Source organism: Myxococcus sp. AB036A (assembly GCF_006547355.1).
GTDB lineage: Bacteria > Myxococcota > Myxococcia > Myxococcales > Myxococcaceae > Myxococcus > Myxococcus virescens.
The window spans coordinates 120,014-144,320 of record NZ_VHLC01000004.1; the positions used below are offsets into that span (position 1 = coordinate 120,014).

Sequence of the window (24,307 nt, forward strand, 5' to 3'; positions counted from 1 at the left end):
CGCCTCCTCGCGAAGAGAAGCTAACGGAAGCGGGCCCGGTGCGCGCGCCCGACTGTCCAGCAGTGACGACCCGCCCACCCCCACCATGGTCGCCGTGCCGCCGCTGACCTATTTGCGCATCCACCACTACCAGGAAGGCCCCATGACTTCACGACTCCGGCTGCTGCCGCTGTTGGCCCTGCTCTCGCTGACAACCTGCGTGCGCAATCCCGCCACCGGCAAGCGCATGCTGTCGCTCGTCTCTCAACAGGACGAGATTGCCCTGGGCAAGCAGAGCGCGGAGGAGGTGCGCGGCTCCATTGGCCTCATCCAGGAGCCCAAGGTCCAGGAATACGTCGCCCGGGTGGGCCTGCCCATGGCGAAGGCCTCCGAAAGGCCGGAGCTGCCCTGGACGGTCCAGGCCGTGGATGACCCGGTGGTGAACGCCTTCGCCCTCCCCGGAGGGCCCGTGTTCGTGACGCGGGGCCTGCTGACCGCGATGAACTCCGAGGCGGAGCTGGCCTCCGTGCTGGGACACGAAATCGCCCACATCACCGCACGGCACTCCGTGGAGCAGATATCCCAGGCTCAGCTCGCCCAGGCCGGCCTGCTGCTGGGCAGCGTGCTCAGCGAGGACGTGGCCCGCTTCGGGGGCCTGGCCGCCGCCGGCCTCCAGTTGCTGTTCCTCAAGTACGGCCGCGACGACGAGCGCCAGGCGGACGAACTGGGCTTCAAGTACATGCTGAACGGCGGCTACGACGTGCGCCAGGCAGCCAACGTCTTCGCCACCCTGGACCGCGTGGGCAAGGCCGCGGGCGGACAGAGCCTCCCGACGTGGCTGTCCACCCACCCCGACCCGGGTGACCGCGTGAAGACGGCGCAGGAGCGCGCCGCGAAGGCCCACGTGGACTTCAACCAACTCAAGGATGGCCGGGAGGAATACCTCGCCATGCTCCAGGGCATGGCCTACGGCAACGACCCGCGGCAGGGCTTTTTCCGGGGCAACGTCTTCATGCACCCGGGACTGCGCTTCCAGCTCACCTTTCCCCAGGGATGGAAGACGGCGAACCAGCCGCAGCAGGTGGCGGGCATCAGCCCGCAGGAGGACGCCATCGTCGGGCTGGTGCCCACCGGCAACATCGCGCCGCAGGAGGCGATGCAGCGCTTCCTCGCGCAGGAAGGCATCCAGCCGGTGAGCGCGGCGCCCACGGGCTTCCCGCAGGGCGCCGCGTTCTTCCAGGCGCAGACGGAGCAAGGCGTCATCGCCGGCGTCACGGCCTTCGTGTCGCAGGGCGGCACCACGCTCCAGCTCCTGGGCTACACCGGCGCGCAGCAGCTTCCCGCCTACGAGGACGCCTTCCGCGCCACCTTCTCCAGCTTCGGCGAGCTGACGGACGCCTCCGCGCTGGCCGTCCAACCCGCACGGATTGAACTGGCGAAGGTGACGTCACCCATGACGTTGCAGCAGTTCAACGAGCAGCACCCGTCCACCATCCCCGTGGAGGAGCTGTCCATCATCAACGGCGTGCAGCCCGGTGACATGCTTCCCGCGGGTCGCACCGTGAAACGCGTGACGGGCGGGGTGCGGTCCACGCCCTGAGCCGTGCTCCGGCAGGGTGCGCCGGAGCATGGTGCGTCTCTCAGGATTCGACGTCGCTGTCGTCGCAACGCGACACGACAGCAACAGAACGACGAAGCCTGTTCCCCTTCGAAGCCGTTCATTCCGTTCCGGAACGAAGCGGGGGCATGGGCGTCGAACGGAATCGAACATTCACATTGAATCATCCGAAACCCGATTTTCCCCGGAAGGCACGCGGCGCATCATGAGCGGAATGAGCCACCACGAACGCGAGCGGTTGGCGACGGCCTACGCGGCGACGCGCTACATCATCCGGCCCCATCCCAGCACGGGTGGCGTCGAGCAAATCCTGCGGGCGGGCGCCTTGCACCCGGCGCTGGACGCAACGCTTGCGGCACGCGGCCACCGCGAGTGGGCCTTCCTGACGGCGTGGAATCCCGGCTCGCAGTGGCGGAGCGGCGAGGAGAACCGCCGCGCGCAGGAGCGCATGGTCGCGCAGCTCGTCGCCGGGGGTTGGGGGGCCGCCCCCGCGCTGGGCGAGGCGGATGACGGCAGTTGGTGCGAGCAGAGCCTCTTCGTCCCCGGGCTTCCCCGCGAGGAGGCCGGACGCTTCGGCCGCGCCTACGGACAAGTCGCCGTGCTAGTGGGACGCACGGGAGGCCAGGCGGAGCTGCTGTTCTGCGAGGAAGCCCGCGCACCCGCCCCGTGAAGCACGCGGACAGGGTGCCCCCGCGCCGCCCGTGAGGACCGGGGCGCGGGGCGACGCCCACGCTCAGGGAATGGGGCCTCGGGGCTGCCCCGCCGCCGGCACGGTGCCGCTGCCACCCAAGGCGGCGTCACCCGGGTTCTCCGGGATGACTTCCAGCTCGCGGGCATTGATGACCCTGCGCGCCAGCTCATCGAACTCGATTTCCAGCACGCGGCCGGGCTGGTCCGCGAGGCCGAAGCGGATGCGCCAGAAGTTGGGGCGGATCTCCACCGCCTCCCCGGCCTGGGCCAGCACCAGTGAGTTGTTGCGGGCGTATTCCTCGCCGGCCTGGACCACGTCCCGGGCTCCCAGCTCCGTCTGCACGGCGGCCGAGCTGGGAGGGGCGGGGGGACGGCCGGTGGGCCCCGTCGCGCAGGCCATGGAGGCCAGGATGGCGCCGGGCAAGAGGAACCGGGGGACGATGCGAAATCGGATCGGCGTCATATGCCCATGGTGAGCACGCCGCGTGCCACCTGCAGGCAGGGAAGCCGGAAACGTCCAGTGCAGAACCTGCCTCCGGCGCGGCGCCCGTGTGGCACCCCGCCGGGAGGAGCACCCCGCCCCGGCATGCGTCCGGGGCGGGAAGGGCCCTACTTCGCCGGAGCGGGCGTCGGGGCGATGGCGCGCTGCTTCTCCACCACCTCGTCGATGAGGCCGTACTGCCGCGCATCCTCGGCGCTCATGAAGTAGTCGCGCTCGGTGTCCTTCTCGATGCGCTCGATGGTGTGCCCCGTGTGCTTCACGATGAGGCCGTTGATGTAGCTGCGCAGGCGGAGGATTTCCTTGGCCTGGATGTCGATGTCCGTGGCCTGACCCTGCGCGCCGCCCAGCGGCTGGTGAATCATGATGCGGCTGTTGGGCAGGGCGTAGCGCTTGCCCTTCGCCCCCGCCAGCAGCAGCAGCGCGCCCATCGAGGCCGCCTGCCCGACGCAGATGGTGGACACCGGACACTTCACGTACTGCATGGTGTCGTAGATCGCGAGGCCCGCCGTCACGGAGCCACCCGGCGAGTTGATGTAGAGGTTGATGCCCTTGTCCGGGTCCTCCGACTCCAGGAAGAGGAGCTGGGCAACGATGATGTTGGCCACGTCGTCATTGACAGGCGTGCCCAGCATGATGATGCGGTCCTTGAGGAGCCGGCTGTACAGGTCGTACGCCCGCTCGCCGCGGTGCGTGGTCTCGATGACGAAGGGGACGTTCATGACGCCCCTACCCTAATCGCCCTTCCGCCGCCGCGCCCGTCCCTTCTTCCCGGAGCGTGCGCTGCCCCACGCTTCGACGCCGGGGCCCCCTGCTCCCCTGGGGGCCTACCCCTTGTGGCCCGTCATGTCCTCCGGGCGGACCCACTGGTCGAACTGCTCGGGTGTGACGAGCCCCAGCGCCACGGCCGTCTCCTTGAGCGTCGTGCCGTCCCTGTGGGCCGTCTTGGCGATTTTCGCCGCGTTGTCGTAGCCGATGTGGGGGTTGAGCGCCGTGACGAGCATCAGGCTGCGCTCCAGGTTCTCCTGGATGCGGGGCCGGTTGGGCTCGATGCCCACCGCGCAGTGCAGGCGGAAGCTGCGCATGCCGTCCGCCAGCAACCGGCAGCTCTGGAGCACGTTGTGGGCGATGAGCGGCTTGAAGACGTTGAGCTGGAAGTTGCCGGACGCCCCACCCACGGTGACGGCGACGTCGTTGCCCATCACCTGGGCGCACAGCATGGTGAGCGCCTCGCTCTGGGTGGGGTTCACCTTGCCCGGCATGATGGAGCTGCCCGGCTCGTTCTCCGGGATGGTGATTTCCGCCAGCCCCGAGCGCGGCCCCGAGGACAGCCAGCGCACGTCGTTGGCCACCTTGAAGAGCACCACCGCCAGCCCCTTCAGCGCCCCGTGCGCCTGCACCAGCGCGTCGTTGGCGGCCAGCGCCTCGAACTTGTTGGGCGCGGTGACGAAGGGGTGGCCGGTGAGCTGGGCCAGCTCCTGCGCCACCCGCTCGGCATAGCCCTTGGGGGCGTTGAGGCCGGTGCCCACCGCCGTGCCGCCCAGGGCCAGCTCCAGGAGGTGCGGCAGGGTGCGCTCCAGGTGGCCCTTCGCGTGGTCCAGTTGCGCCACGAAGCCGCTGACCTCCTGCCCCAGCGTCAGGGGCGTGGCGTCCTGCAAGTGGGTGCGGCCCACCTTCACCACGTCATGGAAGGCGCGGGCCTTCTGCGCGAGCACGTCGCGCAGCGCCTTCAGCTCCGGCAGCACGTGCTCGGTGATGGCGGCCACAGCGGCCACGCTCATCGCGGTGGGGAAGACGTCGTTGGAGCTCTGCCCCTTGTTGACGTCGTCGTTCGGGTGGACCTTGCGGCCCTCGCCGCGCTCGCCGCCCAGCAGCTCCGAGGCGCGGTTGGCGAGCACCTCGTTCGTGTTCATGTTCGTCTGCGTCCCGCTGCCCGTCTGCCAGACGCTCAAGGGGAACTCCGCGTCGTGCTGGCCGGCCAGCACCTCGTCCGCGGCCTGGATGATGGCCTCGCCCTTCTCCTTCGCCAGCGAGCCGTTCTCCACGTTCACCCGCGCGGCGGCCTTCTTCACCAGCACCAGGGCGCGGATGAGGGCCAGCGGCATGCGCTCCGTGGAGATGGCGAAGTTCTGGAGGCTGCGCTGCGTCTGCGCGCCCCACAGCCGGTCGGCGGGGACGTCGATGGGACCGAAGGTGTCTTTCTCGGTACGGACGTTCTTCGTGCTCACGCGCGGGGCTCCTCGGAAAGAAGGGTGGGCCCCATCGAATAACAGGCCGGAGCCTTCAGGCAGGGCTCCGGCGTGATTTTCTCCGTTGGACGCTGAGCACTACACCCGGCGCTCGACGCGGGGCGTGCGCTCCGAATTGCCCAGACCGGACAGCCAGCTGTACGTGCGCCGCAAGGGCGCGGTGCCCGTCGCCGACGGCGGCGTGAAGGCCCACAGCAGCAGGTACACCATCAGCGCGGTGCCCCCGGACACCGCCAGCGCCACCACGAAGCCCACGCGAATCAGCGCCGCGTCCACACCCAGCTCCCGCCCCAGCGCCGCGCACACCCCGGTCAGCAGCCGCCCATCCACGCCCCGGTGCATGGGCTCCGTGCGCGCGCCGCAGCGCGGGCACCTCCGGACCTCCAGGCTCACTTCCTCGGTGCAGGTGGCGCAGCGTCTCTTGGCGTCCATCACATCTCCCTTCTGGGGCCACTCCCACTTGGCGTCCGTGGCCCTCATTCCTACCTACGCGCCCTGGTGCACCCCATTGCATACGCTCCGGGGACGATCTGTTGATTTACAGATTTAACACACCGGCTGTTGACACAGTTACAGGCAAGCAGGCAAAGATTCACTCCGCACTTCCTTTTTGCCCTCGTAGGACTCATTTTCCGAGCCGTCACAGCAGATTTACAACGCACCTAGCCAAAGGAGCTCAGATGTCGGACCAAGCCCCCTCTGTGAATCCCCCGGCGTTCGGACCGGGAGTGGTGGTGAAGGGGCCCTGGCACCCCGACTACGCCGAGGTCCTCACGCCCGAGGCCCTGGAATTCGTGGCGAAGCTGGCCCGCAACTTCGGCGAGCGCCGGCTGGCCCTCCTGGAGCGCCGCAAGACGGTGCAGGCGGCCTGGAGCAAGGGAGAGCGGCCCCACTTCCTGCCGGAGACGAAGGCCATCCGGGAGGGCGACTGGACGGTGGCTCCCCTGCCCGCCGACCTTCAGGACCGCCGCGTGGAGATCACCGGCCCGGTGGACCGGAAGATGGTCATCAACGCGCTGAACTCCGGGGCGAATGTCTTCATGGCGGACTTCGAGGACGCCAACAGCCCCACCTGGGACAACGTGGTGCGCGGGCAAATCAACCTGCGCGACGCCGTGCGCGGCACCATCTCCTTCACGGCGGAGAACGGGAAGCACTACGCCCTCAACCCGAAGCGCGCCGTGCTCTTCGTGCGCCCCCGCGGCTGGCACCTGCCGGAGCGGCACATCGAAATCGACGGCAAGCCCATCTCCGGCTCGCTGTTCGACTTCGGGCTCTTCTTCTTCCACAACGCCCGGGAGCAGCTCGAGCGCGGCACCGGCCCCTACTTCTACCTGCCGAAGATGCAGAGCCACCTGGAGGCCCGGCTGTGGAACGACGTGTTCCACCTGGCCCAGGCGGAGCTGGGCATCCCGCGCGGAACCATCAAGGCCACCGTCCTCATCGAGACGCTGCCCGCCGCGTTCGAGATGGACGAAATCCTCTACGAGCTGCGCGAGCACTCCGCCGGCCTCAACTGCGGACGCTGGGACTACATCTTCAGCTTCATCAAGACGCTCCAGTCGGACACCCGCGTGGTGCTGCCCGACCGCGGCCAGGTGACGATGGACAAGGCGTTCCTCAACGCCTACTCGCAGCTGCTCATCCAGACCTGCCACCGCCGCAACGTGCACGCCATGGGCGGCATGGCGGCCTTCATCCCCATCAAGGGGGACGCGGCGGCCAACGACGCCGTCATGGACAAGGTCCGCGCGGACAAGCTGCGCGAGGTGAAGAACGGCCACGACGGGACGTGGGTGGCGCACCCCGGCCTCGTTGCAATCGCGCGCGACATCTTCGACTCGCACATGAAGGGCCCCAATCAGCTCTCCAACAAGCGCGAGGACGTGAAGATTGGCGAGGCGGAGCTGCTCAAGGTGCCGTCCGGCACGCGCACCGAGGAAGGCCTGCGCCACAACATCCGCGTGGGCATCCAGTACACCGCCGCGTGGCTGGGCGGCCTGGGCTGCGTGCCGCTCTACAACCTGATGGAGGACGCGGCCACCGCCGAAATCTCACGCGCCCAGGTGTGGCAGTGGATCCACCACGGCGCCACCCTGGAGGACGGCCGCAAGGTGACGCCCGCCCTCTTCCGCGACGCGCTGGGCGAGGAGATGGGCCGCCTCGAGAAGGAAGGCGCCAAGGAGCACTACGGCGCCGCCCACCTGGAGCGCGCGCGCGTGCTCTTCGAGCAGCTCTCCACCGCCAGCACCTTCGAGGACTTCCTCACCCTGCCGGCCTACGACGCCCTGGAAGCCCAACGCTGAACCCTTCGCACTTTCGCAGCAGCAACCCACCACTTTTACCGTAGCGAGGAGCCCACGATGTACGACGCCACTCCGACGACCGCCGATGCCTCCCCTCACGCCAAGCTCCACGCGCGGCGTTTCGAGGGCATCCAGCGCAACTACGCCCCGAAGGACGTGGAGAAGCTCCGCGGCTCCATCACCGTCAGCCACACGCTGGCGGAGCTGGGCGCGAAGAAGCTCTGGGAGCTGCTCCACACCGAGGACTACATCAACGCGCTCGGGTCGCTCACCGGCAACCAGGCGGTGCAGATGGTGCGCGCGGGCCTGAAGGCCATCTACCTGTCCGGCTGGCAGGTGGCGGCGGACGCGAACTCCGCGGGGCAGATGTACCCGGACCAGAGCCTCTACCCGGTGGACAGCGTCCCCACCGTGGTCCGCAAGATCAACAACGCCCTGCGCCGCGCGGACCAGATTGACCACGCGGAGGGCCGCAAGGACCGCTACTGGTTCGCGCCCATCATCGCCGACGCCGAGGCCGGCTTCGGTGGCCCGCTCAACGCCTTCGAGCTGATGAAGGGCATGATTGAAGCGGGCGCCGCCGGCGTGCACTTCGAGGACCAACTGGCCAGCGAGAAGAAGTGCGGCCACATGGGCGGCAAGGTGCTGGTGCCCACCAGCCACTTCATCCGCACCCTCAACGCGGCCCGGCTCGCGGCGGACGTCATGGGCGTGCCCACGCTGCTGGTGGCCCGCACGGACGCGGACAGCGCCAAGCTGCTGATGAGCGACGCGGACGAGTACGACCACGCCTTCATCGACAAGAAGTCCGGCCGCACCCCGGAAGGCTTCTACCGCCTCAACGGCGGCCTGGACTGCGCCATCGCCCGCGGCCTGGCGTACGCGCCGTACGCGGACCTGGTGTGGTGCGAGACGAGCACCCCGGACCTGGCCCAGGCGAAGAAGTTCGCCGAGTCCATCCGCGCCAAGTACCCGAACAAGCTCTTGGCCTACAACTGCTCGCCGTCCTTCAACTGGAAGAAGAACCTGGACGACGCCACCATCGCGAAGTTCCAGCGCGAGCTGGGCGCCATGGGCTACAAGTTCCAGTTCGTCACCCTGGCCGGCTTCCACGCGCTCAACTTCGGGATGTACGAGCTGGCGCGGAAGTACAAGGACCGTGGCATGGCGGCCTACAGTGAGCTGCAGCAGGCCGAGTTCGCGGCGGAGAAGGACGGCTACACCGCCACCCGCCACCAGCGCGAGGTGGGCACCGGCTACTTCGACCAGGTGGCCGAGGCCATCTGCGGCGGCAACGCCAGCACGCTCGCCCTGACGGAGTCCACCGAGGCCCACCAGTTCTAGGCAACGGCGCCTCCTGAAGTCCCAAGAAGGCCGCGGCTGACGGGGAGCACGCCCGTAAGTCCGCGGCCTTCGGGCGTTTTCGGCCTTTCGCGCAACTTCGCCGGCGGCCGGGCGATAATGGGGTTTCGAGAGGTCCGACACGTGCGTGGTGCGCGTCCCGGGCCGAGACGGAGGCGCCATGACCCGCATCAACTCCTTCACCGGTCCGATGATTCAGCCCGCCACCACGCAGGCGCAGAGCCGCGCCGCGAGCACGAGCTTTGGCGCGCTGGTGAACCCGATGGCCCCTGCCAACCGGCCTGGGGATCCGCTGATGGTGTCGGGGGGCGCGGTGGTCGCCTCGGCGCTCGCCTCGGTGGGCAGCTCGCCGAACAACGGCCTCCTGAACTCCTACCTGTCCGCCGTGGGCCGCGGGCCCATCTCCGAGGACGGCTCGCGGGGCCCGGCGTCCCAGGCCCCGGCCGGCTCGGAGCAGGCGCAGCAGGAGCAGGTCCTGATGGAGCTGGCGGAGATGTCCGCCGCGACGCTGTCGAACTCCATCCTGCACATGGGCAACAAGATGAAGGTGGACCTCGACCGGGAGTAAGGGTCACCCCTTCTTCTTGTCGCTCTCCGCGTTGTAGGCGTCGCGCTGGCCTCGTTGCAGCTCGGGGCCCTTGCGCCACGGTAATTCGACGTCGGTGCGCTGACCGCCGTTGTGCTCGGAGACATCGTTGAGGAACTCGGCGCGCCCCTCGGCGGGGACGCGCTCGCCGTCTTCCTCGGGGTCCTTCTGCTTCTTCGGATCCAGCGGGATGCCCGCGCTGCGCTTGAGGTAGTCCTTGGGGTCCATGTCTCCAAAGTGGAGACGCCCACCGTCCGCGAGCAGGGGGCGGGCAGGCGGGCGGGCCCGCGCTGGCTCAGTTGAGGTACTTGGGCCGGGGCGGCTCGGCGGGCTGCTGCTTCATCATCTCCAGCCCCTGCCGGGTGAGGACGAAGCGGACGACGCCGGAGCCCCGCTCGGTCTCGATCTCCGCCTCGAAGGCCGGCCCGGCGATGCCGCCGAAGGACACGTCCTTGCGCAGGTTCACCACCCGGCCGCTCACCATGTCCCCGGCCACTTCCTTGGCGCCCTCACCGCGCTGGTGGAGTTCGTAGGCCACCTGGTGCAGCGTCATCGCCAGCGAGGGCGACAGCGGCTGGTTGCTGAAGAGGACGGAGATGAGGAGCCAGTAGGGAGGTGCCTGGTCGGTGGACATCGCGTCCCCATCCTAAGCGCCTGGCGGAGCGGAGGCGCGTGGAAGTGACGGGCCCCCTTGCGAGCGCCTAGCGGGTGGGCAGCTCACGGAAGGTGATGCCCTCCAGCTCCAAGCGCTGCACCGCCTCCTTGAATCGCTCGGTGCCCACCATCACGGTCGCGAAGTTGCCCACGCGGAAGACGTCGCGGTCCGGCATCCTCACGTTCCAGGCCGAGAATAATAGGGCCGGATGGGTCCGCTCATGAGCTGGGAGCGATAGATGAGTTCCCCTGCGTACTTGAAGATCTCTTCAGGAGACGCGCCTGGGTTGCGACCTCTGAAGTCGCGCCACGCCTGATTCCACGCACCACCCCAACTGGGGAACAGCATGACAGCGCCCCGAGGCAGCTGCTGCCCATCCCCTGAGACATCCCCTCGTACATAGGACGGCGTAGACCTCTCTGAAGAACATCTGCTCAAGGACGAGTTCGCCGAAACGCCTCATCAGAGGCTCGAATCAATGGTCTTTCATCATGGGCAGCGCGCCGTAGAAATACAGCCCCTGGTTGAAGAGCGAATGGGTGCGCCTGGTGACGGTGTTCGCCTCGAGCATCCGGTCCAGGCCGGCGTCCTCGGCGGCCGCCCCAAGCAGGGTGAGCAGCGCCACGGCCATCGCACTCACCAGCAGCAATCGGTCGCGCCGCTCCGGGTCCTTCAGACGAGCGGAGGACAGGCCCTTACCGAATCTCCAGTCCTTGGCATCGCGGAAGCTCTCTCCATCGATAAGCGCCGCCCGTAGAGTTTCACCAACTCCGCGGCGCTGGCCGCAAAGCTCGTGGCCAGACACCAGGCATCCTTCATCCCAGGCGCCTTCACCACCGCGACGGCCGTGAGGCCGTAGCGCCGGGCTGTGACGGTCGCGTTCTTCAAAGCCGTCGCGCGTCCACTCCGGGGGACCCACTCGGCAGCGGTCCGCACGACGCCCTTCGCATCCTCGACGTGGATGCACTCGCGGAAGCGGATGACGAAATCGAAGCCAAGCTCCGCGTTCAGCAACTCGAACAACTCGACATCCCCAAAGCCATGGTCAGCCAGCACCGTCACCTTGACGCCCTCGGGCAGCACCTCGCGAAGCCAGCGCAGCACCAGGTCCTCCGCCTCGTTCCGGTTGCCGGTCAGGCCACTTTTGAGGGCCGTATGCCACAGGAGCGAGGTGGCGCGTCCGTGCTTCGTCAGCCACGGCGGCTGGGCAGGCTGGAGGAGTTCGCGGCGCTGGTGACGTTCCTGGCGTCGGAGTCGATCGCGTCTATCAGCGGACGGTCTATCGCCTACGACGACGGAGCGCCGTGGGGGGCTTCTGGTCGCCGGGCCTGGGTGGTATAGGCTGTAAGCAGCATCCCGCGTGTTCGCGGCCGGCCTCGCCAACCGGACCCAATCCGGCGTCCTGTGTGTCCTCGCAGTCCCGTCTGGTGTGGTCCTCGCGCGAGCACCTCCGCGCGCAGTTGCTCAACCTGCTGGAAACAACTCCCCCGGAATCCTCCGACTCACGAAACCGAGCGCTCTGGCTGCTTGGCATCGTCGGCGGCGCGCCCCTTCCGCTCCTGCGGTCGATGATCCTCGATCGGGGAACATATCCAGACCTCCAGAGCATGGCGCTGACGGTCGGGGCGCAGCAGGGCCTGTGGCTTTCGGGAGCGGAGCTGGCCCGGCTCCACGAGGAGCACGTTCGTGCAATCGGCACGGGCCTCTCGTTGGAAGTGGCCCTGCGCTACGCGAGGCTCGACGCTTTCACGACACCGCTGAAGGACATGCTGCTCCGGTTGTCCCCCCACGACCGGGCACGTCTCCTCTGCACATTCCCATTCATTCAAGTTCCGCAGCCTCGCGCCTACGTCGATTGGTTGTTCGCGCATTGGTACGAAGTCGACCGTCCCCTCATCGACGCCGAGGGCGACCAGGGTCATGACTTCAACTTCGACGTGGCTTTCTCCCAGCGGGAGCGGCCCGAGGCCTGGGCGCTCCTGATGACGTGGAGCCAGGACCTGAGTGCCGAGGCCCTGGAGCGGAAGGTCATGCGGAACGCGTGGGGGTGGGAGATGTCGCGCGACGAGCTGTCACGGTTCGTGGGCGCGAACCCCGCGCTTCGTCACGGGGCGGCGGAAGGACTCATGCTTCCCCTGGAGGAGCTGCGAGCCCACTTCGGAGATGACAGGCTGTTGCGTCGGCTTGACTCCGTCGTCCGGATGGAGAGAGCAGCCGGACTCGCGCCCTACGGCATCCTGGCGCATCCGCCCGCCTTCGACTGGGCACTGCCTGTCCTGGGGCAATGGAACGAAGCGCGGCGGCGCGTCCTGCCCCGGTGGCTGTGTGACTTCGAGTTGGAGGAGAACGCCCGGAGGAGTCTGCTCGAACAGCTGTGCGACCACGACCCGGCCATGGCCATGCGCTGGGCCCGGGTGGCCATGCGCTATCCTGGCAATACGTCTCTCATCGTCAGCGTCCTCCGGCTGGCGCTGGACTCGCGAGCCCCGGACGCGCGGCCCCTGTTCCTCGACGCGCTGGAAGGACCGGACGCGGAAGCGCGCCCCCTGGCCATCGCGGGGCTGGTGATGCTCGGTGAAGCCAGCGCGGCGTGGACCGACCGCCTCCTCTCCCTGACGAATGACGCGCATCCCGAGGTCCGGCTGCATGCGCTCGCGGGGCTCGTCCAGCAGGGGCAGCGCCAGTGGCTGGAAGTGCTTCGGCCCCTGGCGCGTGAAGCAGCGGCCCCAGGAGTGCGTGCCCAGGCGCTCCGGTGGCTCGGAGTGCTGGACGGGGAAGCCAGCCGGCCTCTGTTCATGGACGTGCTTGCCCAAGCACCTTCGCGAGGGGACGAGGACCTCTACCCCTGCTGCTCAACGCCGTTCCTCTCTCCTGAACTCAGGGAAGCCGTCGTGGCGCTCTCCCAACTGGGCACGGACGAGGACCTCTCCGCGCTCCTGGAATTGGTACAGCGAGGTTACCTCTGCGAGTTCCTGGGCGACCTGCTCGCGCAGCACCTGGTTCGACGCGAGGCACAGCCCTGACGTCATGGGGTAGACTTCAGGTCTGTCTTGCCCGTTCCGCGCGGCCCTTACCCCGCACGCGGGCGACGGCGTGAGGCAATGCCCTCGGCGAGCGCGACCTGCTGCTTCCAGTGCCCATACAAGCGCCCCTGCGAGGCCAGCCGGTCCAGCTTGCGCTGTGTCGCCTCATCCACCGACCCGGGCGGCGCATCACGGAAGGGCGTCCCCGGCAGCGGCATGAATGTATGCCCATGCACGCGCGCGCCCAGGCCCGCCAACTTCTCCATCAGCGCCACCGTGGCATCCACGTCCGCGGGCTCCTCGCCGGGCAGCCCGAGGATGAAGTCCACGTTGGGCACGAAGCCACACTCCACCGCGATGCGGGTGGCGCGCACCACCGTCTCCACGTCGTGCCCCCGGCGAGTGCTCTGGAGGATGCGCTCGGAGCCGGACTGGCCGCCGATGATGAGGTTGTCGTTGTGGACGTAGCGCTTGAGCAGCGCCAGCGCCTCGGGCGTGACGTGCTCGGGGCGGACCTCCGACGGAAAGGTGCCGTAGTAGACGCGCCCATCGGGCGCCATGGCCTCCTTCACGGCGGCAAGCAGCGCCTCCACCGCGTCCAGGTTCACCGACTCGTCGGCGGTCCCGTAGGACATGGAGGTGGGCGTGATGAAGCGGATGTCGCGCCGGCCCGAGCGCCGCAGCTCCCGCGCCCAGTGCGCCACGTTGGCCACGGAGCGGTGGCGGAAGCGCGCCTTGCTCATGAACGGCGTCTGGCAGAAGCGACACGCGTAGATGCAGCCGCGCGTAATCTCGATGGCGCCGTACTGCCCGTTGCGCGCCGCGAAGGGCGGGAAGTCGTCCAGTTGCACGCCCTCCCCTCGGCCGTGCTGCACCAGCTTCCCGTCCTTCAGATACGCGACGCCGTGCGTCTCACGCGGCTCCTCGCCGCGCAGCACCCGGCCGAGCAAGGCGCGCAGGGAGTACTCACCCTCGCCCACCGCCACCAGGTCGAAGCCCGCCTGAAGCGTCTGGAGCGTCTCCGCCGTGGCGTGCACGCCGCCGGCGATGCACAGCACGTCCCGTCCCCCCAGCCGCTCACACACCCATGCCAGCTCCTCCGCCGCCGGGGCGAAGCTGGCCGAGTAGAAAGACCACGCCGCCACCACCGTGTCTCCGGCGTCCACGCGCTCGCGAATCGTGTCCAGCAGCGTCTCGCGGCTGCGCGGAAAGTACAGCGTCACGTCCGCCAGCGCCGGGTCCGACTCCACGGCGCCCGCAAGCACGGTGAAGGCGTACTTACCCGGGTACTGGTAGCTCAGGACGAGCGAAACACGGCGAGATGGCTGCATGCTGGAAGCGCTTTATGCCACAGGGCCGGCGGCGCAGGCACACGGGCAGGCAGCCGGGCCCGCCGCGTGCGCCCGTGGCCCGTCAGGGAGAAGGCACCAGCGAGAGGGCCAACGTGTTGAATGCAGGGAACTCCATGACGTCTGGGGGAACCCGCCCGTCCGGCACAGCCATGCGCACCACCACCAGGTCCTGCTCCGGCGCCACCAGCAGGAGCTGCCCGAAGGAGCCTCGCGCGGAGTAACCCCGGGGCGAGCCCTCCACGTGCGTGCGCAGCGGGATGCGGGCGCTCTTCTCCATGAACGCCATGACGCCCTTCATCCCGCCCAGCCGCTCGGAGAGCACCTGCATGAAGTCCCCGGAGGGAATCGGCTTGTCCACCACGTCCCGCAGGCGGGACAGCGACGCCTCCGGCATGCCGTTGCGACGCGCCTCGTTCACCATGTCCTGCCCCAGCACGCGGAACGCCTTGTCGTAGACGAGCCACCACAACAAGCCCGCCGTGGGGGTGTGGGCCTGAGATGGCGCGGCGGTGGATTCCTGAATCCAGGCCTCGCTCAGGATGCGCTGCCCCTGCCAGACGCCCCGCTGGAGCATCAACTGGCCCACCTTGGCGAAGTCCACGGGGTGCAGGCGCAGGCCGGACATGCCCAGCGGATTGCCGGACGGGTCCTTCTGCCAGAACACGTCACGGATGCCGAGCGGCTCGAAGAGGCGCCGCATGAGATAGGCGTCCAGCTTCTCGCCCGAGGCGCGCTCCACCACGCCCGCCAGCAGGTTGGTGGCCTTGTTGTTGTAGAAGAACCGGCTGCCCGGCACGTCCACCACGTGGCTGTCCAGCGCGTAGCGGACGAAGTCCCGCGATTCGTAGATGTCCATCGCGCTGGCGTTCGCGGCCAGCCCCGAAGTGTGGCTGAGCAGGTGCCGCAAGGTGACCTTCCCCTTGAGGCCGTCCTTCCACTCCGGGAAGAAGGCGGAGACAGGCGCGTCGACGGAAGGAATGCGGCCCTCGTCGATGAGCAGCCCGATGGCCAGCGCCACCACGCCCTTGGTGGCGGACATGGACTCGATGCGCTGCGTCTCGCCGCCGAAGTACCACTCCCCCACCAGCTTGCCGTGGCGGAGCACCACCAGGGCCGACGAGCCCGATTCTTCGGCCGCCTTCACGAAGGCCGCGAGCGCCGGCTCCGACAGCCCCGCCTCGGCGGGCGTCGCCTTCTCCAGTCCCGCCCCAACGTTGCCCTCGGCGCGCGCCTTCAGCGCGTTCTCTCGCGCCCGCGCCACCAGCGCGTCGTAGCCCGGCATCCGCCGCAACGGCTCCAGGGACTTGTCGTGCAGCAGGTCGCCCGGCGAGCCCATCCCCCGCTCGACGGCGCGCTCCAGCCACTGGAAGGCCGCGGCGTCGTCGCCTGTACCCAGCGAGGCGTAGGCGGCGAACCATGCCACTTCGTCCGTCTGGCGCCCCCCCTCCCACAGCCGCTGCATCTCCGAGAGCGCGGCGTCGAAGCGCCCGGCATCCATCGCCCTGCCAGCCCGCTGCAACGCCTCGCAGAGCTGGGACTCGGGGTCTGCTGGCGCCGGCTGCACGGCAGGGACTGGAGTCGAAGCGGGCGTGGCCACGGGTTGCGTGTGGGCACAGGCCAGCAAGGTACAGAGCGGGAGGTAGAGACTGTGTCGCATGGGCGTTCCCCGGGGACGGGCCTGTTCGAACTACGCACCGGAAGCGCCGATATTGCATGGCCCGCACGACAGGGCGAAGCGGCATCAATCCCCTGCGAGGGCACTGACGCCGGGCCGGAGAGGGACGAGGCATGCGGCCGCCACTCAAGCGCCCGCGCCATCAGACGGCGCGGGGCCACCGCTGGCCGCCCGGGTTCCATCGAGGCCCGGACGGCAGCGGTGGCTTTCTGCGCGGCGTCGTGCAAGTCCAGCGACATCAGCAGCTACTGGCTTGCGCGGGCAGCGCGTGCGCTGAAGGGATTATCAGCTCGACTAGCCGATCTTGAGGAAGGGGTCGAAGTAGAAGTACTGGACGTTCGCCCCGTCCCTCGTCAGCGCGAACACCACTCCGTACTCGAGCAAACCGCTCACGAGCTTGCTGGCATTGAACGTGACGTACGGAACGTAGGTGGGCGTCCAGCCCGCCCGGAGTTCCTGGTCAATGAGCGGCATGTTGGGCCAGGCCCAGGAGGGAGGCGTCTGGGTCCACTTCGGGGTTTCCTCGGTGTTGTAACCAATGAAATCCGGAATGGGGCCCAGATCCAAATCGAAGTTGGGGATGTCGATGGGCCGCTGCCTGGCGTCGTTCATGATGGCGTCCGTGAGCGGAACATCGTTGAACCTCCGCACGATGATGCCATTGGGCGCGATCCCCCCGGTCGAGCCGTAATTCGCCTCTTGGATGTAGATGCGGACGTTCTCCCCACTCTGGACGGGCACCGCGTAGTCGGGGTCATCCTGGTGGGGATGGGTCTTGTCGTTCAGGAGGAACGTCGGATGTTTGATCGCGACCGCGGCACCGATGGAGGCCCCTCCCTTGGGAAGCGTGTTGGAATCAATCAGGAAGCTGATCTTCAGCATGTCGCACCAATCCCTTCGCGTGGTTGATGTATGTCGTTCCTGAACCCTCACATCGGGTTCACGGCAAGGAGTTCATCCCGCCTGACACTCACCAAAGCAACGCACATGCCATCGATTGCCCTGCCCCTGCTTCCTCTGAAGCTCGCATCGAGCCAGGAATTGCGCCCTGCGACTGACGCGTCAGCGCCAACCGCCGGAACGCCAACCCTCTCCATGCAATTCATTGCCCCCGAACGCTTGAGTCCACCCCAATCCCAGACGCAATCCACCTCCATTCCAGCCGCAGCACATGGAATCGTGCGAATGCCTGGACTCGCCTCATCAGGTCGCCACCTCCCACAGTGAGGCCAGGGAGCGCCACGACACGGCCCGTGACGGGCGAGTCCGCACCCGACAGGCCCCTTTCAGACCTGTCAGGTCATTGGCCTTGCTGCTCACAAGCAGAGGACCGGCACGGAGCGCTGCTGACACGTCAGACACACTCTGAGTCCGTCAGGAATCAGGCTGGAGTTCACGCCTGGAGTAGCGCTCCACCGGCCGCCTCGGCTTCGATACGGGAGGCATGAGACGTATCACGTCGGGTTCATGGCTCGAACGAGAGCGGCGCACCGCTTCGGAGCCGGACGGACCTTCCCGGGCGAGCCGACCTCACCCGTGGGTGCGAGCGCTCCGGACACGTGGAGCGCGCCGCGTCCCTCACTTTTCCCCACGATGGCGCGCGAGCCCGAGGGCCCGCGCGCCCCGGGAGGCTCAGCCCTTGCGGCGGCGGTAGCCGGCCAGGCCCATCAGCCCCAGCAGCGCGAAGGCCGCCGCGGAGCCACCGGTGCTGCTGCACCCCGACTGTGCCGCGGCGCCCTCATCCGAGGAGATGCCTCCGGGCGGGGGCACGTTCGGCCCAGGCTCCGTGCCCGCATCCCAGGCTGGCGTCCCCGCGTCCGCCTCCGGCTGCGGCCCCGGCTCCTCGGCCCCACCCGCGTCCACGGGGTCCGGGTCCACGCTGCCCGCGTCCTCGGGCGAGCCGGCGTCCATGGGCGTCCCCGCGTCCATCGACGTCCCCGCGTCCTCGGGCGAGCCAGCGTCCATGGGCGAGCCCGCGTCCACGGGTGGCGGCTCCGGCTTCTGCTCGAGCACGTCCGACAGCGCCGTCGCCTGGATGAAACCATCATGGTAGACGACGCCCACCGGCTTCACGGTGTCACTCCGGTAGAGCCCGAGCTTCAGGTAGTTGCGCTGCCCCGAGTACATCGTCATCGCGCCGCGCTTGGGCAGCACCAACTCCTTGTTGTGCCACAGCTCGACGAAGCCCACCTTCGGGTCGGACGACCACTTCGCGTGCAGGATGAACTCGTGCCACACGCCTCGGGTGAGCTTCGTGCGCCACGGAATCTCGCTGGTGCCGGGGAGCGACAGCCGGATTTCCTCCCCCTTCACGTAGAACTCCACCGGCGGCGAACCACAGCATCCGTCGTGGTGCCACTGGGTGAAGAGCTGCCAGGTGTCCACGCTGGGGAAGTCGTTCGCGAACATCACCTTCCAGCGGTAGTAGTACTCCGAGCCCACCGGTTCGTTGCTGAGGTAGACCAGCTCGTTGCGATTCCCGCTGGCGTTGATGGGGTCGTCGCCCTGATGCACCGTCGCCTTCAGCGCGTATTTGCCCTCGGCCACGGGTGACGTCACCACCTGCAGCCGGTCCGCGTTCACCATCTGCGCGCGGGAGTACTGCGAGCGGTCCCCCGTCTCGAAGTCCCCCCGCCACACGACGCCTGCCATGGCGAGCCCGGGGACGCACCACATCACAAGCCATCCGGGGATAAAGGCTCTCAAAACACATCCTCGCAAAGGTTTGGAATGCAACAACCGGCACACGGTACCGCAAACCATTCACTGCTTCATTCCCCCGCGAAATCCTTCCCGCTGGGCCGGCAAGAGGGCAGGCGGGCATGCAAGGCCTTGAATGTTTCACGCCATGTTTCACGTCGAGCGCAGGGCGGCTGACACACTACGGGCGTCCTGGCAAGCCGACAGCAACACGTCGCGTCATCAACACGCCGGTCAACCTTCAAGCTGACTGGCGGCAGGTGTGGGGTATAGTCCGCACTTTCCGGCGCTCCGTTCCGGGGGCGCCCCGAGTGTCCCCATGCTTGTCCTGCGTGACGTACAGAAGACCGACCTGCCCGGGCTCAAAAGGCTCGCGGCCGTGCTGAACACGGTGAACCTGCCGAACAACGAGGAAACGCTGTCGGCCATCGTGGACACGTCGGTGAAGAGCTTCGCGGGCAAGGTGAAGAACCCCTTCGAGCGCGAGTACCTCTTCGTGCTCGAAGACGTGCGCAACAGCCTCATCATCGGCACGTCGATGATCATCGCGCAGCACGGCACCTATGAGGCTCCGCACATCTATTACGAGGTGAGCGAGCGCGAGCACTACTCCGCGTCCCTCTCCCGTCACCTTCGCCACAAGGTCCTCTCCATCGCCTACAACTACGAGGGCCCCACCGAGGTGGGCGGCCTCGTCGTGGACCCGCCCTACCGCGCCACGCCGGACAAGCCCGGCAAGCAGCTGTCGTACGGGCGCTTCCTCTTCATCGCCATGCACCGGCGGCTCTTCCGCCCTCGCGTGCTGGCGGAGCTGCTGCCGCCGCTGCTGCCGGACGGCCGCAGCCTCTTGTGGGAGGCCTGCGGCAAGAAGTTCACCGGCCTCACCTACCAGGAGGCGGACCGCCTCAGCCGGCAGAACAAGGAGTTCATCAAGGAGCTCTTCCCCGCCTCGGACATCTACGCGTCGCTCTTCCCCGCGCGCGTGCAGAAGGTCCTGGGCGAGGTGGGCCCGCAGACGCGCGGCGTGCAGCGCATGCTGGAGCGCATCGGCTTCAAGTACATGGAGCGCATCGACCCGTTCGACGGCGGTCCCCACTTCGAGGCCAACACCGCCGACATCTCCCTCGTGCGCAAGTTCCGCACGCTCAAGGTGGCGGAGGAGGACTTCGACCTGGAGGGGGATGACGTCCTCGTCGCGGCGGAGAGTGACTCCGGCCGCAACCGCTTCCGCGCCGTGCGCTGCCAGGCCCGCCTGGAGAACACCCAGGCCTTCCTGCCCGCACGAGCCAAGGAGGTCCTGGACATCCAGGCCGGCGCGAAGGTGTCCATCATCCCCTTCGAGTAACCCGCTGCCTCACGGCTGGCGCACCACCCGGTGCGCCCCGCGCAGCAGCGACAGCCAGCGCGCCCCCGCCTCCAGCGCGGGGCCCTGCGCCTCCGCCAGGGCGATGGGCAGGTGCGTCTGCGGTGACACCTCGTCCAGGGACGTCGGGTCCAAATCCAACGTCCCGCCCTTCGCCAGCGCCACGCGCACCCAGGCGTGGGGGCGCGCCGGCCCGCCGTCCACCACCAGCAGCCCGTGCACCAGCGCCACCTTCACGCCCCGAGCACGGGCCCCCGCCGCGAAGCGCAGCGCGTGCGCCAGGCACCCGCCCGCCTCGCCCTCGCCGTCCTCGCTCCAGTCCGCGCCACCGGGCGTCTTCTCCGGGAAGGCCGCGTGGACCTCGGCCGCCAGCGCCCGCGCCGCCGCCGCCCTCCACGGCGTCAGCCCCACGAGCCGCGCTGGAACGTCGAGCGGCGGCTCCAGTGACAGCGCGCCTCGGGCCCCCTCCACGGGCAGCCCATCCGCGAAGAGCTCGGGAGGCGCGCGCAGCCGCTCCCCAGGCGCGGCCACGGTGAAGCGCGAGTCGCCCACCTCCAGCGCCTCCATCCGGCCGTCCGCCCCATAGCGGGCCTGGAAGGCCGTCCCCAACAACGTTCCCTCCACGCGCCGGTCCTCCACCCGGGTGACGCAGTGCGGGCCCTCGCGGCCCGTCAGCTCCTCCCGCCCCACGACACACCCCACGGCGGGCACGCCCTTCCAGAGCCACAGCGCCTGCGGCACCGCCGGCGAGCCACGCACCCGCCCCTGGGCGTCCACCTCCAGGGACTGCTCCCGGCGGCGCGCTCCCGCCTTTCCGGCGCGGGTGTGCAGGTGCTGGCTGACGTAGGTAAAACGGCCCGGCGCCAGCTTCAGCGTCACCGTACCGACCGGCACGCCGCGCCAGGCGAAGACGTAACGCGTGGAATCCGCCTGGGGCGCGGATGGCGCGCCAGCGCTGCCGGGATTCTCTGGCTTTACCGGAAGCGTCAGCAGCAGCAGGGCAAGCAGGGTGGCCACGGCCCCAGTGTGCGGCGTTTTGAGGACCGGCGCGAGAAGGCGGAGTAGCGTTCCACTCCTTCATGGGCGCCAAACGGTACCTGTTCACGTTCGGCCTGGCGGCAGGGCTGGTCTCCGCGCTCCTCCTGGGGGGGATGCTGCGAGCCGTGTCCGGGGCGCCGCTTCCGAATGCCACCTGGGCGGTGGTGCTGCTCGCCACGCCCGCGCTCTATCTCGCGGGGGGATACCTCGCGTGGTTCCGCTGGGCGGCGCAGCGGCGGCGGGTGCGCCGCCAGGTGATGGCGCGGCTGGCGGAGGGCGACCTCACCACCACGGTGGGGCCTCGCTATGAAGGCCACGAGGACGTGCGCCGCCTCATCCTGTCCCTGCGGCGCGCCCTGGCGCAGGTGCAGCGGGTGACGGCCAACCTGCACCGCACCAGCACGGACGTGAGCGGGCAGGCCCGGATGCTGCTGGAGGCCGCGCGGCGGCAGGGCGGCGCGGTGGAGCGCACGCTGGAGTCCGTCAGCGGCATGGGCGGCAGCCTCCAGGTGGCGGGCAAGCGGGTACACCAACTGGAGGTCTTCGCCGTCGACACCACCGGCGCGCTGCTGGAGATGACGGAGCGACTGGAGCAGGTGGTGGACTCGCTGGCCCAGGTCAACACCTTCGCCCACAACACCACGTCGCTGATGCAGGCCATGGCCGAACGGATGGCCAACATCGCCGCGTCCGGTGACGAGCTGGGCCGCTTCGCCAGCGAGGCCGAGGACTTCGTCGCCGCCGTGGAAGGCGGCATCGATTCCGTGCGCCGCCGTGCCAATGAGACGAACCAGCTGGCCATCGCCGTGACGGCCACCGCCGAGCGCGGCGAGGTGCTGGTGGGCGACAGCGTCAAGGGCATGTACCGGGTGGAGGAGACGGTCCGGAAGGCCGCCGAGCTGATGGAGATGCTGGGCACGCGCTCGACGGAAATCGGCCGCATCGTCGACGTCATCCAGGAGATTGCGGACCAGACCAACCTGCTGGCCCTCAATGCCGCCATCATCGCCGCCCAGGCGGGCGTGCAGGGGCGGCCCTTCGGCGTGGTGGCCAACGAGATTCGCAACCTGGCCGAGCGCACCACGCGCTCCACCCGCGAAATCGGCGCCATGGTGGCGGGCGTGCGCGACGCCGTACAGACGGCGGTGGCGCTGGTGCAGGAAGGCCGCGAGCGGGCCACCGCCGGTGTGGCCCTGGGTGACCGTGCCGCCGAGGCCCTGGTGGAGATTCGCACCATCACCCAGCGCACCTTCACCGCCGTTGAAGCCACGGTGGCGGAGACGCAACGGCTGGAGGCGCAGGGTGCCACAGTCGTTGAAGCCAGCCGCCGCGTGGCCCTGCGGGTGGAGAACGTCACGCGCATGGCCATCGAACAGTCCGGCCACGCGCGCGAGCTGCTGCGCCAGACGCAGGAGATGGCCCGCGTGGGCCAGGGCGCCTCACAGAAGGCGGAGGCCCAGGCGCGCACCGGGCGCGACCTCTCCGAGTCGGTGGTGCGGCTGAGCGCCGCCCTGGAGGAGTTGCGCTCCGCCAACGTGGTGCTCACCAAGGCCGACGCCTCCATCCGCGAGGAAGTCGCCCAGGTGCGCGAGGACGCACGCCGGGTCATCCGCATCGGCGACGGGCTGACGCGAACGGTGGACCAACTGGGCCACGAAGCCGAGGGCCTGGAAGCGGAGGTGTACCACTTCAAGCTCCCCACGCCCCACTCCGGAGGGACGCTGCGCGTGGGCATGCACCAGGCCGCGTCGCTGCGGAACCGCCAGGCGGTGGACCCGCTCTTCAGCGTGGAGAACCAGGTCTCCGAGCTCACCTCGTGCGTGTTCTCCACGCTGGTGCGCAGAGAGGACGGCGGGCTGGAGCCCGACCTGGCCGAGCGCTGGGACGCAGACCCTTCCGCGCGCCGCTACCGCTTCTATCTGCGCCGGGGCGTCACCTTCCACGACGGCACGCTGCTGACGGCGAGCGACGTGAAGCGCCACCTGGAGCGGCTGCTGGACCCGGCGCTCCGCTCGCCCGACCGGAGCCTCTTGGAGGACGTGGAGGGCGCGCCGGAGTACGCCGCTGGCATGGCGCGCGACGTGTCCGGCCTGGAAGTGCTGGACGACCACACGCTGGAGATTCGCCTCCGCGAGCCCAAGGCGTTCTTCCTCCAGTTGATGGCGCTCACCGCCACCGCGGTGGCCCGGACGGACGCCAACGGGCGGCTGGTGGGCACCGGGCCGTTCCGGCTCCTCGCCCTGGAACCCGAGCACGTGGTGCTGGAGCGGAACCCCTCCTACTGGCGCCCGGGCGGCCCGATGGTGGACCGGCTGGAGTTCCTGCTCGCCGGCTCTCGCAAGGAGGCGGTGGCGCTGCTGCGCCAGGGGGCGGTGGACCTGGTGTCGTTCCTCGACACGGAGCATGTGGAGCTGCCCGGCCTGGAGGCCTTCCAGCTTGCCGCGAGCACCACGCCCTCCACGGCCTTCGTGGTGCTCAACCACCGGGAGGCGCCCTTCGACGACGTGAGGGTCCGTCGCGCACTCCGCGCGGGCATGGACATCCCGGCCATGGTGAGCCAGTTCCACCCCGGCGCGCGCGTGGCTCGCTCGCTGACCCCGCCCGAGCTGCTGGATAACGCGGACATGGGACCCGCGCCCGTACCGGACGTGGCCCTCGCCGAGCGGCTGCTGCGAGAGGCAGGCCTGCGCAGGCTGCGGCTGACGCTCCACCGTCCCACCGGCAATGACCACTCCGCGGAGGACGCGGTGCTCTTCCGCCCGCTGCTCCAGGCCGGGCTTCTGGAGCTGCGCTACGTGGAGATGTCGCTCGAGGAATACACGGCCCAGGTGACCGAGGGCCGCCTCCCCGCCTTCCGCAACCGCTGGCTGGCCGACTACCCGGACCCGGACACCTTCCTGCACTTCCTCCTCCACTCCAACGCCCAGACGGTGTTCCCCATGGGCTACCGGAACCCGGAGCTGGACCGCCTCACCGCCGAGGCCCGCGTCTCCATCGACCCGGAGCTGCGCCGTCAGCTCTATCTGCGCGCGGAGCAGCTCTTCCAGGAGGACTGCCCCCTCATCCCGCTGTACCACGACCGCGCCCACGCGGCCGCGACCCCCGCGGTCCAGAGCCTGCGGCTGCACCAGACGCCGCCCCAGGTGCGCTTCGAAGACCTCTGGGTCGACCCGAACGCCGCCACCTGAGACAGCCCGAGGCACGGGTGGCGC

22 protein-coding genes and 2 pseudogenes are annotated in these 24,307 nt (G+C 69.0%); 9 read left to right on the forward strand and 15 right to left on the reverse strand.

Going from position 1 to position 24,307, the window contains the following annotated elements:
• Positions 1–142 precede the first annotated feature (142 nt).
• A complete protein-coding gene (locus FL344_RS02965) occupies positions 143–1,579 on the forward strand; it encodes a M48 family metalloprotease (RefSeq protein ID WP_141617438.1) in 1,437 nt (478 codons plus the stop codon).
• Between the two features lie 223 nt (positions 1,580–1,802).
• On the forward strand, positions 1,803–2,267 hold the full coding sequence (locus FL344_RS02970; RefSeq protein WP_228564736.1) for a DUF3293 domain-containing protein: 465 nt from the start codon (positions 1,803–1,805) through the stop codon (positions 2,265–2,267).
• 63 nt (positions 2,268–2,330) lie between these two features.
• On the opposite strand, the gene FL344_RS02975 is transcribed toward FL344_RS02970, so the two are convergent.
• The 4 genes from FL344_RS02975 to FL344_RS02990 form a co-directional block, all read right to left on the reverse strand.
• On the reverse strand, positions 2,331–2,750 hold the full coding sequence (locus FL344_RS02975; protein WP_141589323.1) for a hypothetical protein: 420 nt from the start codon (positions 2,748–2,750) through the stop codon (positions 2,331–2,333).
• Positions 2,751–2,896: 146 nt separating this feature from the next.
• Positions 2,897–3,508 carry an ATP-dependent Clp endopeptidase proteolytic subunit ClpP gene (gene clpP / locus FL344_RS02980; RefSeq protein WP_090488476.1) on the reverse strand — a complete coding sequence of 204 codons (612 nt, stop codon included), beginning with the start codon at positions 3,506–3,508 and terminating at the stop codon, positions 2,897–2,899.
• A gap of 105 nt (positions 3,509–3,613) precedes the next feature.
• Positions 3,614–5,014, reverse strand: coding sequence for a class II fumarate hydratase (gene fumC / locus FL344_RS02985; protein WP_141617439.1), 1,401 nt, complete (start codon positions 5,012–5,014; stop codon positions 3,614–3,616).
• A 99-nt stretch (positions 5,015–5,113) separates the two neighbouring features.
• The gene (locus FL344_RS02990) at positions 5,114–5,467 is read right to left on the reverse strand and encodes a PspC domain-containing protein (protein WP_228557770.1); all 354 of its coding nucleotides are present in this window, start codon (positions 5,465–5,467) and stop codon (positions 5,114–5,116) included.
• Positions 5,468–5,715: 248 nt separating this feature from the next.
• Here FL344_RS02990 and aceB point away from each other — a divergent pair, with 248 nt between their 5' ends.
• The 3 genes from aceB to FL344_RS03005 all read left to right on the forward strand — a co-directional run bounded on the left by aceB (position 5,716) and on the right by FL344_RS03005 (position 9,271).
• Complete coding sequence (aceB, locus tag FL344_RS02995; RefSeq protein ID WP_141617440.1) at positions 5,716–7,341, forward strand: malate synthase A; 1,626 nt, start codon at positions 5,716–5,718, stop codon at positions 7,339–7,341.
• 57 nt (positions 7,342–7,398) lie between these two features.
• Positions 7,399–8,685, forward strand: a complete 1,287-nt coding sequence (gene aceA / locus FL344_RS03000; protein WP_141589328.1) for an isocitrate lyase — start codon at positions 7,399–7,401, stop codon at positions 8,683–8,685.
• A gap of 178 nt (positions 8,686–8,863) precedes the next feature.
• Positions 8,864–9,271, forward strand: a complete 408-nt coding sequence (locus FL344_RS03005; protein WP_194862968.1) for a hypothetical protein — start codon at positions 8,864–8,866, stop codon at positions 9,269–9,271.
• Between the two features lie 3 nt (positions 9,272–9,274).
• Here the strand turns inward: FL344_RS03005 and FL344_RS03010 are convergent, their stop codons facing one another.
• From FL344_RS03010 to FL344_RS03035, 6 genes and pseudogenes are all read right to left on the reverse strand, one after another.
• Positions 9,275–9,517, reverse strand: coding sequence for a hypothetical protein (locus FL344_RS03010; protein ID WP_141617442.1), 243 nt, complete (start codon positions 9,515–9,517; stop codon positions 9,275–9,277).
• Positions 9,518–9,584: 67 nt separating this feature from the next.
• Complete coding sequence (locus FL344_RS03015) at positions 9,585–9,923, reverse strand: hypothetical protein (protein WP_011556377.1); 339 nt, start codon at positions 9,921–9,923, stop codon at positions 9,585–9,587.
• A 67-nt stretch (positions 9,924–9,990) separates the two neighbouring features.
• A pseudogene (locus FL344_RS03020) lies at positions 9,991–10,113 on the reverse strand (double-CXXCG motif protein); the annotation flags it as partial.
• 8 nt (positions 10,114–10,121) lie between these two features.
• Positions 10,122–10,325, reverse strand: a pseudogene (locus FL344_RS03025) (DUF2380 domain-containing protein); the annotation flags it as partial.
• Positions 10,326–10,419: 94 nt separating this feature from the next.
• Positions 10,420–10,593: a hypothetical protein gene (locus FL344_RS03030; protein WP_194862969.1), complete on the reverse strand. Its 174-nt coding sequence runs from the start codon at positions 10,591–10,593 to the stop codon at positions 10,420–10,422.
• Between the two features lie 23 nt (positions 10,594–10,616).
• Complete coding sequence (locus FL344_RS03035; RefSeq protein ID WP_368667412.1) at positions 10,617–11,138, reverse strand: transposase; 522 nt, start codon at positions 11,136–11,138, stop codon at positions 10,617–10,619.
• Between FL344_RS03035 and FL344_RS03040 the strand changes: the two genes are divergently transcribed.
• Entirely contained in the window at positions 11,100–11,285 is a 186-nt protein-coding gene (locus FL344_RS03040) for a hypothetical protein (protein WP_141617445.1), read from the forward strand. The genes FL344_RS03035 and FL344_RS03040 overlap by 39 nt on opposite strands.
• Positions 11,286–11,551: 266 nt before the next feature.
• Positions 11,552–12,967 carry a HEAT repeat domain-containing protein gene (locus FL344_RS03045; protein ID WP_194862970.1) on the forward strand — a complete coding sequence of 472 codons (1,416 nt, stop codon included), beginning with the start codon at positions 11,552–11,554 and terminating at the stop codon, positions 12,965–12,967.
• A 47-nt stretch (positions 12,968–13,014) separates the two neighbouring features.
• On the opposite strand, the gene FL344_RS03050 is transcribed toward FL344_RS03045, so the two are convergent.
• The 4 genes from FL344_RS03050 to FL344_RS03065 all read right to left on the reverse strand — a co-directional run bounded on the left by FL344_RS03050 (position 13,015) and on the right by FL344_RS03065 (position 18,757).
• Positions 13,015–14,298 (reverse strand): TIGR04013 family B12-binding domain/radical SAM domain-containing protein, encoded by a 1,284-nt coding sequence (locus FL344_RS03050; RefSeq protein WP_141617447.1) that lies wholly within the window; start codon positions 14,296–14,298, stop codon positions 13,015–13,017.
• Between the two features lie 82 nt (positions 14,299–14,380).
• Positions 14,381–15,976, reverse strand: a complete 1,596-nt coding sequence (locus tag FL344_RS03055; RefSeq protein ID WP_141617448.1) for a serine hydrolase — start codon at positions 15,974–15,976, stop codon at positions 14,381–14,383.
• Between the two features lie 312 nt (positions 15,977–16,288).
• Complete coding sequence (locus FL344_RS03060) at positions 16,289–16,876, reverse strand: hypothetical protein (RefSeq protein ID WP_141617449.1); 588 nt, start codon at positions 16,874–16,876, stop codon at positions 16,289–16,291.
• A 750-nt stretch (positions 16,877–17,626) separates the two neighbouring features.
• A complete protein-coding gene (locus FL344_RS03065) occupies positions 17,627–18,757 on the reverse strand; it encodes a heparin lyase I family protein (protein WP_141617450.1) in 1,131 nt (376 codons plus the stop codon).
• A gap of 256 nt (positions 18,758–19,013) precedes the next feature.
• On the opposite strand from FL344_RS03065, the gene FL344_RS03070 reads away from it, so the two are divergent.
• Entirely contained in the window at positions 19,014–20,039 is a 1,026-nt protein-coding gene (locus tag FL344_RS03070) for an arginine N-succinyltransferase (protein ID WP_090488449.1), read from the forward strand.
• Between the two features lie 9 nt (positions 20,040–20,048).
• Here FL344_RS03070 and FL344_RS03075 read toward each other — a convergent pair whose 3' ends face one another.
• Complete coding sequence (locus FL344_RS03075) at positions 20,049–21,074, reverse strand: lasso peptide biosynthesis protein (protein ID WP_141617451.1); 1,026 nt, start codon at positions 21,072–21,074, stop codon at positions 20,049–20,051.
• 62 nt (positions 21,075–21,136) lie between these two features.
• Between FL344_RS03075 and FL344_RS03080 the strand changes: the two genes are divergently transcribed.
• A complete protein-coding gene (locus tag FL344_RS03080; protein WP_141617452.1) occupies positions 21,137–24,283 on the forward strand; it encodes an ABC transporter substrate-binding protein in 3,147 nt (1,048 codons plus the stop codon).
• The last annotated feature ends 24 nt before the right edge of the window (positions 24,284–24,307 follow it).